Here is a 16006-nt window from a genome sequence, read left to right as displayed (position 1 = left end):
ACATATGTTTTGTATAAAAACTGATACTTATAAAAATTTATGCCTATTACATCTCAGCATCAATCAAACCTAATACCGCTTCCGTCAGCGCAAACTGACGAATATCATTGAGCATGGTCACATCAAAGTTATGAATAAAGGCAAATGACAATTGACGCGCAGGATCACACCAAGCAACCGAGCCGTTATAGCCCATATGCCCAAAACTTTGCGACATCCAAGATTTGGTATCTTTAGCACTTACCTCAGAACTCTCATTATCACAAATGCTAAAGCGACGATGATAACCCAAGCGCCATTCCATATGAGCGGGCATGACAGCATCCATACCCGTGAGTTGCGGCGTTGATAACTGCTTAAAGGTTGCTTCATTAATAAGCGTCTGCCCTTGCCACACGCCACCATTAGCCAGCATCGCATAAATTGTCGCCAGTGCATGTGCTGATGCGACGCCATTGGCGGCAGGGATAGCCGCTTGTAAGGTCTGCTGATGGTAATAGTCGATCGGCTCTTTGCTCGCAAGTAGCAGAGCTGCTTTGTAGTTTTTAAGATTAAGCTGGCTGTTATCGAAGTACAAACGGTTGATTTGTGCCGTATCCAATGTTGGCAATGCTTCAACTACTTGATTGTTATCATCTGTTTCTGATTGGCTTGCGGACTGATTGGCTACTTGTTGTTGCCAGCAAGCATAGCTCGGTAAACGGCTATAAGTCTGCAGGGTATTTAAGGAATCTGGTTTTAAAACTGGTTTATGGCGACGAGAGCCTGGCTGCGGTTGTACATTCTCTGGTGCTTCTTCTGCCGGCTCAAAGTTTTTGACCAATCGCGCAACCTTGTTGACCTGATTGTCTGGTACGCCAAAAGAGCAGCTGTCTGCAATACCTAACGGCTCCGTAAGATAATGGCGTAATGCTTGAGCCAGTGGCATAGCAGTGACGGCTTCTATCACACCGCCTAGTACCCAACCATAGACCAAGGCACTATAAGCACTGTCGTATAACTGCGCCTGTTCAGGCATAGTAATCGACATTGCAGCAATTTTCTCTAGCATAATATCCCAGTCAAGCACGGTTTCATTATCGGCATCGATACTCTGAATCGAAAATAAATTGGCTTGATGCGACATCACACTGCGTAAAGTTATCTTATCCTTATTTTGTGCAGCAAATGCTGACCAGTAATGCGCAATCGGTAGGTCATAATCAAGTAACTGCTGTGAAACCAATACATGAACCAGTGTCGCCAAAATACCTTTACCGGTCGAAAAGTTCAAAGACAAAGTATCCGGACTCCATGATAAGTCGGCACGTGCCAGTCCCACACTTGCTTTTGCGATACAGTGACCAGCTTGGTAAACCACCAACGCGCCACCTGCTGGCGCATCATCAAGCTGTAACTCTGTTAGCAACTGCTGCAAGCGATGTTGAATATCAGTCTCTGCGGCAGTGTTTTGATGAGGGGTTTGATGATTGGCTTGATAGTTATCTTCATTATTATTTATCATAAGTGCTCTACTTGATTCTATATTTATGGGACTATCTACAGTTAAAATATCTCAAAAACCCTACAGTGCTGCTGGTATAAATTTTTTGCAGCCTCTGTCTACGTAGGCACAGCAAGCAAGAAAAATGAATATCAGCAGTACTTGATATATCGATATTACTTTTCCCTGACTATATATTAAACACTGTCATGCGTCATGCTATCAGCCTAATAGGCATCTATAAATATCTTTAGCAATAAAAAAGGCAACTCCATGGTCGCCTTTTTTATTGCTAAAGATATTTATAATTTAACGCGGTACTAATAAACGATTATGAACCTCTTCTGCAAGCTTAGTCAAACCATGACTGCGTCCACGTTCCATGGCCGTATCCATTTTACGTCCACGTAACCAACCGGCGCGCAGTGCCATTGCCGCACCAACGCGATTACCAGAGCCACAATGCATAGCTATTTTTTTGCCATGATATTGACGCAACATATTATCAAATGCCAAGATTTTAAGCTGCTTTAAATCTTGAGTACCGCTTATGGGCAACTGCTCATAATGCATACCTGCGCGCTCTACAGCCGCTCTTTCATCAAAGCTCAATTCATCATCAGGTTGTAAGTTAAGCACCAATTCAACCCCAGCGGCAGCCAATGCAGTCACCTTTTCATTATTAAGCGCGCCGCACACGATGGTATTTTCATCAGGACGAAAATAAGGTTCAAAAATGGTTGCTAGATTGATGCCATTATCAGAGACAGTAACGTCAATGTCTTTATGGTCATTGGTATCATTAGCCGCTGTTTGTTCTATAACGGCTGAGTTATCAGAGGGCACGATACTTTTTGCATTTTCAGGTAAAATCATAATTATAAATTTGTTCGTTAGCTATGCTGGTTAAGATAAAGGATGTCGTGATTTATTTGTTCTCATCCTGCAATGTAATCACTCCTGCAAGATGCGGCTTGTCATTTTTAGCACTGAATAACCCGAACTCGCAAGTATCTTCTGCGTTTTCTAACTGCGCGAGCGGATCAGCGATAAGCTCTACCTCAGATGGCAAAAAGATAGGCAGCTTAAAGGACACCTCAACCGTACAGGCATCCGGTAGCTCGTCCATCATTGCCAAACACTTGGCTTTTGACCACATACCATGAGCGATGGCTTTTGGAAAACCAAAGGCACGCGCTGATAGTGGATGTAGATGAATTAGGTTAAAGTCACCAGAGACAAACGCATAACGACGACCGATATCTTCTGGTACTTCAAAGATGCTATGTACGCCTTCTTCATTGACTGTTGGCTTAACCGTCACTGGACGCGGGCTGCTTTTTTTATCCTTAGTGCTGGCAGGTTTTTTGCCACGTGATAAATACGTAGATGTCCCTTCCCAAACAATCTCATCTTTTGATTTAACAGTAGTCACAAAATCAAACTGTTGACCTTGAGCATGGTCACGTAAATTATCAAACGTCACTGACATGGCAACCGTTTCACCCTCACCAATAGGACGATACTGGGTGACGCTATTATCCACATGTACAAGACCTAGCATGGCAAATGGAAACGGCTCTTTGACCATCATATTCATCTGCAAAGTCTGTGATAGTACAGAAAAATACGTAATAGGCACTTTGCCGTTATCAGCAAAGCCACAAATTTTACGATAGTCGTTTAGATTGTTTTGTTCGATGTGCAAGTCATCCACATAATAAGTCGCTTGCGGCAACTGATCGCGACTGACTTTACCACTATTACCGATAGGCAATAAACTTTTGACAATATTGGCGTAAGTGGTATGCGCTTTTGGCAACGCATCATAATGTTTGTCTGACATAATAAATCCTAAGTGGGGCTTGAGCAAATTTTATGGCTGCATCTAAAAAGTTATAAATTTGTTGATTGAAATAAAATGTATGATCAAACAATCAAATAAGTGTAAATTTTAATCAACATAACAGCAATCCAATAAAGCGAAAAAATATTTAATTTCCAGTTACTGTGTTTTTATCATAAAAAAGCCACCCATGGGCAGCTTTATTACAATTTATTAGCAATTTTTTCGTAAGCATATGTGAAGTAAATTTCATGTCATCGTTAATAACAGCTATTTACCATAGACTTTACTGGTCACAGATACCTAGCTGTCACTCGGCATTATGATGATTATGCGCCTAGTAAGCTTTGACCACAAACGCGAACTGTATTGCCATTTAGACCACCAGAAGCCGGTGATGCAAACCATGCGATGGTTTCTGCGACGTCTACTGGTAAGCCACCTTGGCTCATTGAGTTCATACGGCGACCCGCTTCACGAATGGCAAATGGAATCGCTTCAGTCATTTGTGTTTCGATAAATCCTGGAGCAACGGCGTTGATCGTCATGCCTTTTGCATTGTCTTCTAAATGCTTGGCAGTTGCATTGACTAAACCAATGACACCAGCTTTTGAGGTCGCATAGTTGGTCTGACCCAAGTTACCAGCGATACCTGAGATCGATGACACACAGACAATACGAGCGTTGTCTTTTAACACGTCATTATCGAGCAAGTAGCGGTTAAGCTTGGCAATACTGCCCAAGTTGATATTGATAACCATATCCCACTTCTGCTCATCCATATTGGCAAGCGTCTTATCACGAGTCACGCCAGCGTTATGGACAATTGAATCTAGACCACCACGTTTTTTCGCCGCTTCTGCGATTTCTGCGCCTGCCTCTTCACTGGTGATATCTACTGTCAAAGCAGAACCACTGATCTCGCTAGCCACTTTTTGCAAGTCCGCTTGCTGCTGCGGTACATCCAAACAAATCACATGCGCGCCTTCACGAGCTAAGACACGGGCGATTGCTTCACCAATGCCGCGACTTGCACCAGTGACCAACATGGTTTTCCCGCCTAAAGGTTGTGTCCAATCAACATCAACTGAGTCACCTTTACTAACACGTACAACCTGTCCTGAAACATACGCTGAACGTGCTGAGGTGAAAAAGCGTAACGTTGAATCTAGGTTTTGCTCTGCGCCTTCTTCAACATAGATAAGCTGTGCGGTAATACCGCGCTTAAACTCTTTACCGACAGATTTCACAAACCCTTCAAGCGCACGCTGAGCCAATGCTTCTTCGATATCAGTCAACGCTTCTGGTGGACGACCAATCACGATTACTCGGCCCGATTTTTCTACACGGCGAGCGACTGTATGGAAGAATTCATACATCTGTTTAAGCTCATCAGCATTACTGATATTACTGGCATCAAACAATAAAACCTTGAATTTATCATCACCACCAGTATTGGCTTTTGCTTTAACGCCAGCAGCAGAGAGCGCATCTTTTACGTCATCGCGGCTGTTCACAAATACCTCGGCGTGAAGTTCTGCCAAAATACGAGCCACTGACGCACTAACTGCATTATCGTCACCATTAGCGCGACCAACCAATACACTACCGCGTACCAAAGGTTGACCACTATCAAAACGATCAAGATCTACTGGCATAGGCAAGCCTAAATTCTTCGCCACTTTTTTGCCAATAGAAGACTGAACAAAATCACCATAACGGTCTGACATAATATAATCCTATAATTAACGGGTAAAATGATAGTCAATAAAAATGCAATGCGCCTATTATAAAGGCTCATCGTCATTGTCATCGATAAAAATTATTAGTATTTAGTAAATAAGTATAAAGCGGCTTTAACTATACACGTCCGTGCTAAACAAGTCCAAAAGCCACTAATGTCTACAAAAATCTGTAAACAAGCCAGTATACAAGATAGTGATTTTTTCTAGCGTCAAAAAGCCTTAGCTTGTGCTAGAATCAGACCTATAAGTTATGGCAAACTCATTTATTGATAACAATATATTATCAAACGCGCGGTTATGCAATGCTTTTAATCAATACTAGCCAGTTTATAAAGCTTGTATTTATCCCTTTAAATGCTGCAATCTCCACAGTTAAGCGTCACCGCGTTTGCTAAAGATATACAGTAAGGCTATAAAAAGCGCCTTATGATAAGCGACGATGTTATGTAATATGTACGGCAATAAATGATAATATATGCATACTTTTTTAAGATAATTTGAGCTTGATAGAAATATTTTAAGTGTCTCTTTTATTGATATCTCCCTTTTCTTCTACCCATACTTTTTAAGGATAATATTATGAGTAACAAAAACAATCATCCAGATAGTCCTGTTATCGAAACCACTGTAGTAAAAGCCAGTGATGCAAAAACTACAGATACTGCTAAAGCCGCCACTGAAGAAGCAAGTAAGCCGACTGTATCTGATACTGCTGTAAAATCAAACGCCACTGATGCTAAAAAAACAGATACCAAAGCAGTAGAGCCAAAAGCTGCCAGCACTAAAAAAGAAACGCCAGCTAAAGTCACTGAAACCACTGCTACTAAAGATGATAACGTATCTAAAGAAAATGCAGCACAAAATAGTAGTGAGAAAAAAGAAGCGACTAAAAAGCCTGAAGCGGCACCTGCTAAGAAAACAAACACCACGGCTAAAAAAGCCAGTACGACCAAGCCTAGCTCAGGTCAGCATCGCGTGGCTATCTTAGGCGGTAACCGTATTCCATTTGCACGCTCAAACGGCTCATACGCTGATGTTAGCAACACTGATATGCTAACGGCTGCGTTAGATGGTCTGATTGAGCGCTTTAATCTACAAGACGAAAAAGTCGGTGAAGTGGTGGCTGGTGCCGTTATGAAATTAAGCCGCGACATCAACCTAACTCGTGAAGCGACACTAAACACGGCGCTTAACCCACATACTCCAACTTATGATATCTCACAAGCTTGTGGTACTGGCTTGCAAGCAACATTTGCCTCTGCCAATAAAATCGCCCTTGGCATTATTGATTCAGCCATTACTGGCGGGGTTGATACAACCTCTGACGCTCCTATCGCGGTCGGCGATGGCTTACGTAAAGTATTGATCAAATTGGGCGCGGCTAAAAACAACAAACAACGCCTAAAAGCATTGATGGGTCTAAATCCAAAAGACTTGCTTGATAGCCCGAAAAATGGTGAGCCACGTACTGGTTTATCAATGGGTGACCATCAAGCGATTACCACGCTTGAGTGGAACATCAGCCGTGAAGCACAAGACGAACTTGCCTTTAACAGTCATCAAAACCTAGCACGCGCTTATGAAGAAGGTTTCTTTGATGACCTAATTACGCCATATAAAGGTCTGACCCGTGATAATAACTTGCGTCCAGACACCACTTTGGAAAAACTTGCTAAGCTAAAGCCTGTATTTGGTAAAAAGAATGCTAAGCCAACCATGACCGCTGCTAACTCTACCCCGTTAACAGATGGTGCATCTTGCATCCTATTGGGTACTGATGAGTGGGCTGCAGCACATGGCCTAAAACCATTGGCATATATCGTTCATCAAGAAACAGCTGCTGTCGACTTCATTGGTAAGTCTGGCGATACAGAAGGCTTGCTCATGGCACCAGCTTATGCTGTACCACGTATGCTTGAGCGCGCTGGTTTGACGTTACAGGATTTCGATTTTTATGAAATCCATGAAGCTTTTGCCTCACAAGTATTGTCAACGCTTGCTGCATGGGAAGATGACTCTTTCTGCCAAGAGCGTTTAGGTCTTGATGCGCCACTAGGCTCTATCGATCGTAGCAAGTTAAACGTCAATGGCTCATCACTTGCTGCCGGACATCCATTTGCTGCAACGGGTGGTCGTATCCTAGCTACTGCTGCAAAACTATTAGATCAAAAAGGTTCAGGTCGTGCGCTAATCTCTATCTGCGCTGCTGGTGGTCAAGGTGTGACTTGTATTCTAGAGAAGTAATCTTAAAAATATCAAGAATAGCCATGTGCAATAAGTGCGCTGGTTGATCCGTTCAGCCAACACATCAACTTCAATAAAAACACCCTTTAATTAATAAATTAAAGGGTGTTTTTTTGTCGATTGTATTTGTTATTATAAGGAAGCTCTAATAACAAGGTTCTGAAAAAACCATTTAGCCGATCAAAGGTAATGTTTATGGGTATAATAAAGTATTGGTTACAAAAGCTTAAGCAAGCCATTTTTAGCCCTGAGGAATTTAATGTGACAAAAACATTCTTAACGATTGACCCCCAACCTTTAAGAACGGAAGAACGCAGTGATCAGAACCAGCTAGAACAGACCATTATTGTTGAACGTATCGACAAAGAAGTCTTTGACGATGAGTTGCGTCGCAAAATGCATGAAGACTTAATTGATACCTATGATGAAGAGCTTGAAAACGAGATTGATGATTATATGCGCGATTTTCGTTTTGATGGCCGTGAGATGACTGAGCAAGAAAAGCTCGATCGGCGTACTTATTTTCAAGAGTTGGTGCGCTTGCAACGCGAGCTCATCAAATTACAAGATTGGGTGGTTGATCGCGGTGAACGTATTGTTGTCATATTTGAAGGCCGTGATTCTGCGGGTAAAGGTGGCGCTATTAAACGTATTACTCAGCGATTAAACCCTCGTGTGTGTCGAGTTGCTGCTCTACCCGCACCTACTGAACGTGAGCAATCACAATGGTATTTTCAGCGTTATGTGGCGCATTTACCTGCGGCTGGCGAGATTGTGTTATTTGATCGTAGCTGGTATAACCGCGGGGGCGTTGAGCGAGTGATGGGTTTTTGTACCGATGCGCAGTACGAGGAGTTTTTTCAGTCAGTACCAGAGTTTGAGCGCATGCTAGTACGCTCAGGCATTCGTTTGGTAAAATATTGGTTTTCGATTACTGATGGTGAGCAACATTCGCGCTTTATGAGCCGGATTCATGATCCGCTTAAGCAGTGGAAACTCTCGCCGATGGACTTACAGTCACGGCGACGCTGGGAGGATTACACTAAGGCGAAAGAGACCATGTTTGAGCGTACCCATATTCCTGAAGCCCCCTGGTGGGTAGTCGAGGGCAATAATAAGAAACGTGCGCGTCTCAATTGTATTGCCCATTTACTCGAACAAATTCCCTATAAAGAAGTGCCGCGCGATGAAGTAGAACTGCCTGATCGCAAGCGCGATGATGAATACTATCGCGAGCCTATCCCAGATGATATGTATGTACCGCCGCGTTATTAGCAGTTATAGTCAGTGAAAAGTCATATCGACACATTATGCACTGCTGGTATCAATTTTTCTTGCTTGCTGTGCCCATGCAGACAATGCAGACAATGCAGACAGAGACTGGAAAAAATTTGTACCAGCAGTACCGTAGCGTTTTTAGAGTATTTTGACTATATATTGCCTGGAGATTACAGATAATAAAAAAAGCCTTATGAATTCATAAGGCTTTTTTTATTATCTGGTTATTATGATACTGACTACTACCTGTATGGTTGTTATTGCTGCCAAATATAGAAGCTACATGGTATAAGTAGACTGTAAGCTATCAATCTTACCCGCCAATAAACGTTCGACTTCATTTTTGATTCTGAGTCCAGACATATCAGTGCCAATCTGTACGGCAAAACCTGCTGGTCGACCACTTTGGGCTTTGGAATTAACCCAAACTACCTTGCCATTCATGGGTAGACGCTCGCTAGAATTGGGCAAAGTCACGGCAATAAAAACTTCATCACCCAGTTTCTGTACTCGCTCAGAGGACACAAACAACGCGCCATTGGTAACAAAGGATAGATAGCTTGCATATAACATCTCCATACTTTCAATATGACAGGTTAAAATCCCGCCACGTCCTGGCATTGCCATAGTCAGCTTCCTTTATCAATGAGGTTTACTGTATTTTCCAATACATCGTTAATAGTATTTGAGCGCAAACCATAAATTTTAAACATGAATTTGACACCGCTAATTGTATTTTTTGGGTTTGCTAACTGTTATAAATCAGCCAACTCTTGCATCAGCTTATCATAGGCAAATTTTTCTTGCACATTTTGTTGTAGCGCTATTTTTGTCTGTTGCAAACTATGCGCAAATGCCTCTAACGCAGTATCGATGGGTTTGTAATCGTTCAAAGCTGTCAAAAAATTAATGTCTTTTTGCTGTGCTCCAAAGCCCACACCAACACGGCGCATATCGATTATCATGAGTTCAGACAGCTCGATAAATTCTGCGATACTGAGCTGTGTTTGCCAATAATCGCTTGCTGCCACGCTACTACGCTTGCCACTACGTAATGCCTGCCATGTCGTGAGCCACAGCGCACGCTTGCTATACCACGACGCCTGAGCAAGCGCTATTGCCGCTAAAGGTGCGCCATTCGCTAATTGTATGAGCTGCTTAATCGCATCCGTACCAACCGCCTCACGATTGGCTGTACTACCCAACGTCTCGGTTACATAGTCTAATGAAATAGCCCGGTCTATCGTTTGTAATGCCAGTTGCTGAACGCGGCTTTTAATCGTCGGTAGCAACTGCGCAGGTACATCACTAATCAATAATAAATACACTTGTGATTGTGGTTCTTCTAAGGTTTTAAGTAGCGCATTGGCGGCAGCAATCGTCATTTTTTCAGCATGATCGAGCACACAAATCCGCATACCTTGTCCACCTTGATAAATAAAAGGCTGTAAGGCACGGATATCATCGACTTTTATTTTTAGCGCTGCGTTACTAGCTGCTTTGGCAGATTTTTTTTCTTTAGCCGTGCTGCTGGCCGCTTCTTTATGATGAGCACTATCAGCACTGACTGGCATACTGACGATTGGTAAAACTTGTAAGCTCGGATGCGTACCCGATCTGAGCCATTGGCAGCTCTCACAATGACCGCAAGCGCCGAGTGGATGCTCATCACGCGTGCGGCATAATAACCATGCGACCAAACGCCATACAAAAGCACGCTTGCCCATGCCTTGCATACCAGCTGCCAATAGCGCGTGAGGCAAAGACTGCTGCGGCGTTGATACTCGCATTGTCAGCTGCGACCAAAGTCCGTGTTGCCATGGTAATAGCGGTGCAAAATAAATATCATCTGTCATGTCACTCATAGCCATCGCTCAATACTTTTGAATAAGGAATAATAATTTAGTACTTAACCAAAAACCATGTTATTTTTACTTAGGCTATTTGATATCAGCTATGTTTGAAAGCTGACAAACTCATGGCATTCAAGCGATCCAAATCTTCTTGTGTATCAACACCTGCTGGTAATGGGCAGGCAGCTTTAGCAATCGCAATATGTCCACCATTTTCCAACACCCGTAATTGCTCTAGACTCTCTAGTATCTCAAGCGGCGTTTGTGGCCAATGGACAAACTTCTGTAATAGACTGACGCGATAAGCGTATAGCCCTAAATGTCGAAAGGCATTTTTTGGTGGCTGTTTATTACTGTCAGTTGCTAATACGACATCACGGTCGCAAGGAATCGCTGCCCGACTAAAATAAAGTGCCCGCTGCAGGCTATTAGAAGTCTGACTGACCACTTTGACGACCGATGGACGCATAAAAGTATCGTAGTCTTCAATCGGTTCACATAAGGTTGCCATCACGCTATCAGTATCTTGGACCAACAATGCTTTGACTTGCTCTAACAATAGCGGCGGCACCAGTGGCTCATCACCTTGCATATTGACCACAATATCATGCGCGGACCAGCCTTTAATAGCAGCCACTTCAGCCAAACGATCAGTACCTGAAGCGTGCTCGCTACTAGTCATCACCACATCAAAGCCTGCATCCGTACAAATTTTGGCAATCGTCTCATCGTCAGTAGCAATACACATATCATCAGCAAAATCTGCTAATTGCGCTTTTTCAGCCACCCAAAGTATCATAGGTTTACCATGAATATTTAACAATGGCTTGTCAGGTAATCGCGTACTTTTGAGCCGTGCGGGAATGACAATATGAGTTTTGACAGGCATAAGGGCTGATGACATGATTGATTCCTAAAAAATTATCCAAAGTTTTTAATTATAAGCTTTAGACGTTTGCTCTTCCGGGATTTCTGCTATTCATAGCAATATTCACAGCTTTTAATTGCTGCTGTAATTGGTGATAGCAACTATCGGATAGTACTGCTGTTACTGGCAATACCCATAATCTACTGAGCAGCTTTCTATACTCATCACTCAGCGTTTGATGGACAGTCGCTTGCATTATCAAAGTGCTTATTTTCACGGCATCTTTACTGGTTACAATAATAGGATGCTCCGTATATTGTAAAAGCTCAGATAAACTAAAATCATAATGATCAGGATAAGCATGACCATCGACATCGAAGCCAATCGATATTAAAGTATCAAAAAAACGCTGAGGATAGCCAATACCACTTACCGCGTGTACCTGAGTGCCTTTCTCAGGTGGCATAGCCTTTATTATAAAACCACCTATTTGATCATGACCTGACCATAACAGTGCCAAATCATCTGGCTTTAGGTGCATCGTTAAACGCTCAGCTACAGAGTCATATTCATTATGTATTGATGATGCGTTTGGCTTTTTATGATAAATGACATTTGCATCCTTTAGGCGTGATATGGGTTCACGTAAAAACCCTGCCGGTAGCAACTGTTTATTACCAAACCCTCGCGCCGCATCTACCACCACCCATTCGATATCACGTTGCAGTGCATAATGCTGTAAGCCATCATCAGCGATAATCAATTGTAGGTCAGGATAAGCCTCTAGCAAAATAGCAATCGCTTGCTGACGATTCGGACATACGGCCATTGCAGCCCCTGTCATATTGACAATGAGGCATGGCTCATCACCGACGACATTAGGGACGCTCTTTGTATTAACCAATGCTGGCATCTGGCTGCTATCGCCACCATAACCACGGCTAATGACCCCTACTTTTATACCTTGCTGCTGTAAATGACGGACCAAAGCAATGATCAGTGGTGTCTTTCCGCTGCCACCCACAGTGATATTACCGATGACCATGACTGGAATAGGCGCACGGTAACTGGCAAAAACACCTGACGTATAAGCTTGACGGCGCAGTAGCATCAGCAGTGCATATAGCCAACTAATAGGCAGCAGTAACCAAAGCCAAATGGCTTGACGTTGCCATGCACGCGTTATAGTCGTTTCAATATTCATGACTCATAATTACTCAAAATCACGCGCATACATCTGCGCATAATGACCATGCAATTGCATCAGCTCAGCATGAGTGCCAAGCTCAACAATCTGACCACCATCTAGTACAGCTATGCGATCAGCGGACTCAATCGTCGTCAATCGGTGCGCAATAACCAGTGTCGTGCGATTTCTCATAATATTATCAAGCGCTTTTTGAATGTAGTACTCCGACTCATTATCCAAAGCACTGGTGGCTTCATCCAATATCAGAATTGGCGCATCTTTTAGCAGAGCACGTGCAATCGATAAACGCTGACGCTGACCGCCAGAGAGCTGCAGACCTTCAGCACCGATTTCACTTTGATAACCCTTTGGCATTTGCATAATAAAGTCATGAGCAAAGGCATCTTTTGCTGCTTGCTCAACTTCAGCTGGTGTTTTGTGAGCCAAACTGCCATAAGCAATATTATTAAAAACGGTGGTATTAAAAAGCACCACTTGCTGATTGACCATCGCAATCTGAGCACGCAAGCTTTCGAGCTTAATGTCTTCGATGGGCATACCGTCTAGTGTAATCTGCCCTGAAGAAGTGGTTAACGTACGCGTGAGCAAATTGACTAAAGATGACTTACCTGCGCCACTACGTCCAACGAGCGCCACTGTCTCACCTGCACGTATATCCAAATTAAAGTTACGTAGTGCCACGGTTGAGTCTGGATAAACCAAGCTGACGTTATCCAGTTTAATCTCACCTGCCAAAGCAGGACTAAGCACACCAGTGTCTTCCTCTTCCGGCTCATCTAATAAAGCAAATATCGACTCGCCGGCCGCAAGCCCTTTTTGCAGCTTTTGATTGACATCCGTCAATGAACGCACAGGCTTACTCAAGAGTCCCGCCGCAGCGATATAAGAGATAAACTGACCTGCTGAGATATCGTCTATGACCGCAGGACGTAGTGCTAACCAAACCACCACTGCCATTGCTATCGCCATCAATAACTGTACCGCTGGGGTATTGATACTATTGGTGACAACCACTTTCATGCCTTGGCGAAGGTTTTTCTTAGACGTTATATCAAAGCGTTTAGATTCGTAGGCTTGTCCGCCATAATTCTTGACGACCTGATAGCCATTGATGACTTCATTGGTGATATGACTGACATCCCCCATCGTTTCCTGGATGCCTTTGGAAAGCTTCAGATAACGCTTTGACGCCACACGGATAAGCCATAAAATCGGTGGCAGCACGACAAATAAAATCAACGTCAAACGCCAGTTGCTATAAAGCAAAAAGCCCATCAAGGCAACCACGGTCAGACCGTCACGTAATAACGTTTTCATCGAATCGGTGCTAGCAGCGGTCACCTGTTCAACATCAAAAATAAGCTTCGATGAAATCGTCCCTGCCGGATTGGCCAAATAGAACGAGCTTGGCAGACGCAGCAGCTTATTAAACACCTCTACCCGTAGCTCATAGACCAAATTTCGTGACACCAATGCCGTATAGTAATTACCCAAAAAGCTGCCCACACCGCGCACAAAGAACAACATCACAATAATAAACGGAAATAAATCTTGCTTACTTTGGTCATTCTGATTGATGGCATCGGTGATGTACTGTAATAATCTGGCAATCCAAATCTCGGTTGCGGCATTGATAGCAAAACCAATAATGGTAAGCAATATTGCCCACCAGTATGGTTTTAAATAAGCCAATAAACGCATGAGGGTCTTGCTTTTAGGCAGATTCAACGTCGCTGCTGTTGCTATTTTAGCAGAAGTTTTTGTAGAGTCAGGTTGATAAGCTTGGCTCATAAAAGCCTCAATTTAGGTATAAGAACAAGAGTAAATGGCACTGATAAAGCAGTAACGTGTAGTGATGTATGAGGTATATGACCATAAAAAAGTGATAGCGCTTAATACTTAGAGCAGTCTATATAGTCAGATGAAAATAAAAATGTTATGAAAATCTAAACGCGCTATTGGTATAAATTTTACTGGCGTGCTGCCGTTCCCAGAGGCTGCGCAAAATTCATACCAATAGCGCTATAACACTTTTGTAATAAACTCACTATAGCACCACTCAGATTTATTGCGGTAATGCCTGACCAAGTGGCACAACGGTACTGATGTTTATATTTAAAAAGCCCAATTTTCCAGCGATATCCATGACCCTTACCACTGACTGATGCGTGGCGTTGGCATCGGCGGCAATCACAAACAGCATATCACGATTACTGCCCGCCTCTTGCTGCAAAATACTGGTGAGTTCCGCTTCATTGCTACTGGCAAGGGTAATACCATTGACCAAATAGCTGCCATCTTCTTGCACAGCTACCTCGATACTGTTTTTGTCTTCAGTCAGCGCCACCCCTTCAGCTTCAGGCAAAATAATGTTTAAGCGGCTAAAGTGATTGAATGAGGTTGCCAGTAGCAAAAACACGATTAAAAATAATAAACAATCAATCATCGGGGTCAGATTAATTTCAAGCGGCTCAACAGTCGGTTTTCTAAAGCGCATATCACTCTCTTCAATATACTTGATATTCGACACTCAATGCTCATGTGCTCGATACATGATTCTCATAACGCTAATATCTTGATGTAAAGGATACTCAAAAAAATAACTATAAAATAGCGGTCGCGGCTTTATCTAAACCTAAGCCATCAATTGAACGCTCGCCTTCTACAAAATCATCAACCACTATATTTTGCACAGGCGTATTGAGCGCATAATTATGCTCTAACAATTGATAGTCATACAGCTCTTGAACCATCAGTCCTGCTTGGGTTTCAAACTGTGCATTGATATCGATGATACGGCGCTGGAAATATCGATAGGCTACCAGCGCTGGGATAGCAACTATCATACCAGCTGCTGTGGTAATCAGGGCTTGCGACACCCCTGCAGCAAGCATCGTCGGGTCTTGCATGGCGCCATCAGTAATGGCCAAAAACGAAGAGATAATACCTAGTACCGTACCCAATAAGCCAAGCAGAGGCGCAATCGCTCCGATCGTACCAAGCATATTGATGTTTTTTTCTAATTGATGCACCTGTACACTGGCGCGGTTTTGCATATGCATCGTCATCGACTCTAAGCCGTATTGACGATAAAGCAAACCCGTCGCTAGGATATCACCCAATGCTGTCTTTTCTTTGACATTCATTAGCTGCGTACGACCAATATCGCCATTTTCACGAAGACGTGTTATCAGCTGCTCACGCAATCTATTTGGGGCAACTTTGTTAAACTGTAAAGTATGACTACGCTCTATAATAATCACTAATGCCAAAATAGAGCACAACACGATAGGTGTCATCAGCCAACCACCCGCTTTTACCAACTCCCACATACGAACTCTCTTTCATATTTCTTAGATTAACACACCAAGTGCAACGCTAATTGATATTATAGAACACCTGATTGGGCGTCTTGAATCCCAGCCGTTTTCTCGGTCTGTTGTTTAGTTTGTTCTCAATGTGCTGTATCTCATCATCAC

13 protein-coding genes and 1 pseudogene are annotated in these 16006 nt (G+C 43.0%); 2 read left to right on the top strand and 12 right to left on the bottom strand.

The annotated features are described in order from the left end of the window. Positions 1-46: 46 nt before the first annotated feature. The 4 genes from JMW90_RS10560 to JMW90_RS10545 all read right to left on the bottom strand — a co-directional run bounded on the left by JMW90_RS10560 (position 47) and on the right by JMW90_RS10545 (position 5059). Positions 47-1504 (bottom strand): serine hydrolase domain-containing protein, encoded by a 1458-nt coding sequence (locus tag JMW90_RS10560; protein ID WP_201563976.1) that lies wholly within the window; start codon positions 1502-1504, stop codon positions 47-49. A 288-nt stretch (positions 1505-1792) separates the two neighbouring features. Next, a complete protein-coding gene (locus JMW90_RS10555) occupies positions 1793-2359 on the bottom strand; it encodes a protein tyrosine phosphatase family protein (protein ID WP_201563974.1) in 567 nt (188 codons plus the stop codon). 52 nt (positions 2360-2411) lie between these two features. Further along, a complete protein-coding gene (locus JMW90_RS10550; protein ID WP_201563972.1) occupies positions 2412-3329 on the bottom strand; it encodes a MaoC family dehydratase in 918 nt (305 codons plus the stop codon). A 329-nt stretch (positions 3330-3658) separates the two neighbouring features. Further along, on the bottom strand, positions 3659-5059 hold the full coding sequence (locus JMW90_RS10545) for a 3-oxoacyl-ACP reductase (RefSeq protein WP_201563970.1): 1401 nt from the start codon (positions 5057-5059) through the stop codon (positions 3659-3661). Positions 5060-5653: 594 nt separating this feature from the next. On the opposite strand from JMW90_RS10545, the gene JMW90_RS10540 reads away from it, so the two are divergent. Then, the gene (locus JMW90_RS10540) at positions 5654-7318 is read left to right on the top strand and encodes an acetyl-CoA C-acetyltransferase (RefSeq protein WP_201563968.1); all 1665 of its coding nucleotides are present in this window, start codon (positions 5654-5656) and stop codon (positions 7316-7318) included. Between the two features lie 195 nt (positions 7319-7513). Then, a complete protein-coding gene (ppk2, locus tag JMW90_RS10535; protein WP_265089240.1) occupies positions 7514-8593 on the top strand; it encodes a polyphosphate kinase 2 in 1080 nt (359 codons plus the stop codon). 282 nt (positions 8594-8875) lie between these two features. On the opposite strand, the gene JMW90_RS10530 is transcribed toward ppk2, so the two are convergent. From JMW90_RS10530 to JMW90_RS14095, 8 genes and pseudogenes are all read right to left on the bottom strand, one after another. Then, positions 8876-9223, bottom strand: a complete 348-nt coding sequence (locus JMW90_RS10530; protein WP_201563966.1) for a PilZ domain-containing protein — start codon at positions 9221-9223, stop codon at positions 8876-8878. Between the two features lie 128 nt (positions 9224-9351). Next, positions 9352-10452 carry a DNA polymerase III subunit delta' gene (locus JMW90_RS10525; protein ID WP_201564053.1) on the bottom strand — a complete coding sequence of 367 codons (1101 nt, stop codon included), beginning with the start codon at positions 10450-10452 and terminating at the stop codon, positions 9352-9354. A 94-nt stretch (positions 10453-10546) separates the two neighbouring features. After that, on the bottom strand, positions 10547-11353 hold the full coding sequence (gene kdsB / locus JMW90_RS10520; RefSeq protein WP_201563964.1) for a 3-deoxy-manno-octulosonate cytidylyltransferase: 807 nt from the start codon (positions 11351-11353) through the stop codon (positions 10547-10549). 43 nt (positions 11354-11396) lie between these two features. Next, positions 11397-12521 (bottom strand): tetraacyldisaccharide 4'-kinase, encoded by a 1125-nt coding sequence (lpxK, locus tag JMW90_RS10515; RefSeq protein WP_201563962.1) that lies wholly within the window; start codon positions 12519-12521, stop codon positions 11397-11399. Positions 12522-12530: 9 nt separating this feature from the next. Continuing rightward, entirely contained in the window at positions 12531-14318 is a 1788-nt protein-coding gene (gene msbA / locus JMW90_RS10510; protein WP_201563960.1) for a lipid A export permease/ATP-binding protein MsbA, read from the bottom strand. Positions 14319-14592: 274 nt separating this feature from the next. Beyond that, on the bottom strand, positions 14593-15024 hold the full coding sequence (locus JMW90_RS10505) for an ExbD/TolR family protein (protein WP_011280589.1): 432 nt from the start codon (positions 15022-15024) through the stop codon (positions 14593-14595). A 106-nt stretch (positions 15025-15130) separates the two neighbouring features. Next, entirely contained in the window at positions 15131-15859 is a 729-nt protein-coding gene (locus tag JMW90_RS10500; protein ID WP_201563958.1) for a MotA/TolQ/ExbB proton channel family protein, read from the bottom strand. 46 nt (positions 15860-15905) lie between these two features. Further along, a pseudogene (locus JMW90_RS14095) lies at positions 15906-16006 on the bottom strand (IS30 family transposase); the annotation flags it as partial.

The sequence above is a fragment of the Psychrobacter glacincola genome (assembly GCF_904846215.1).
Taxonomy (GTDB): domain Bacteria; phylum Pseudomonadota; class Gammaproteobacteria; order Pseudomonadales; family Moraxellaceae; genus Psychrobacter; species Psychrobacter glacincola.
This window is presented reverse-complemented; position numbering and strand designations above follow the sequence as displayed.

Coding starts and splice junctions, on each gene's coding strand:
- kdsB (WP_201563964.1), bottom strand. CDS start 11,353: ATGTCATCAGCCCTTATGCCTGTCAAAACTCATATTGTCATTCCCGCA.
- lpxK (WP_201563962.1), bottom strand. CDS start 12,521: ATGAATATTGAAACGACTATAACGCGTGCATGGCAACGTCAAGCCATT.
- JMW90_RS10500 (WP_201563958.1), bottom strand. CDS start 15,859: ATGTGGGAGTTGGTAAAAGCGGGTGGTTGGCTGATGACACCTATCGTG.
- JMW90_RS10540 (WP_201563968.1), top strand. CDS start 5,654: ATGAGTAACAAAAACAATCATCCAGATAGTCCTGTTATCGAAACCACT.
- JMW90_RS10550 (WP_201563972.1), bottom strand. CDS start 3,329: ATGTCAGACAAACATTATGATGCGTTGCCAAAAGCGCATACCACTTAC.
- JMW90_RS10530 (WP_201563966.1), bottom strand. CDS start 9,223: ATGGCAATGCCAGGACGTGGCGGGATTTTAACCTGTCATATTGAAAGT.
- JMW90_RS10525 (WP_201564053.1), bottom strand. CDS start 10,452: ATGACAGATGATATTTATTTTGCACCGCTATTACCATGGCAACACGGA.
- ppk2 (WP_265089240.1), top strand. CDS start 7,514: ATGGGTATAATAAAGTATTGGTTACAAAAGCTTAAGCAAGCCATTTTT.
- msbA (WP_201563960.1), bottom strand. CDS start 14,318: ATGAGCCAAGCTTATCAACCTGACTCTACAAAAACTTCTGCTAAAATA.
- JMW90_RS10545 (WP_201563970.1), bottom strand. CDS start 5,059: ATGTCAGACCGTTATGGTGATTTTGTTCAGTCTTCTATTGGCAAAAAA.
- JMW90_RS10505 (WP_011280589.1), bottom strand. CDS start 15,024: ATGCGCTTTAGAAAACCGACTGTTGAGCCGCTTGAAATTAATCTGACC.
- JMW90_RS10555 (WP_201563974.1), bottom strand. CDS start 2,359: ATGATTTTACCTGAAAATGCAAAAAGTATCGTGCCCTCTGATAACTCA.
- JMW90_RS10560 (WP_201563976.1), bottom strand. CDS start 1,504: ATGATAAATAATAATGAAGATAACTATCAAGCCAATCATCAAACCCCT.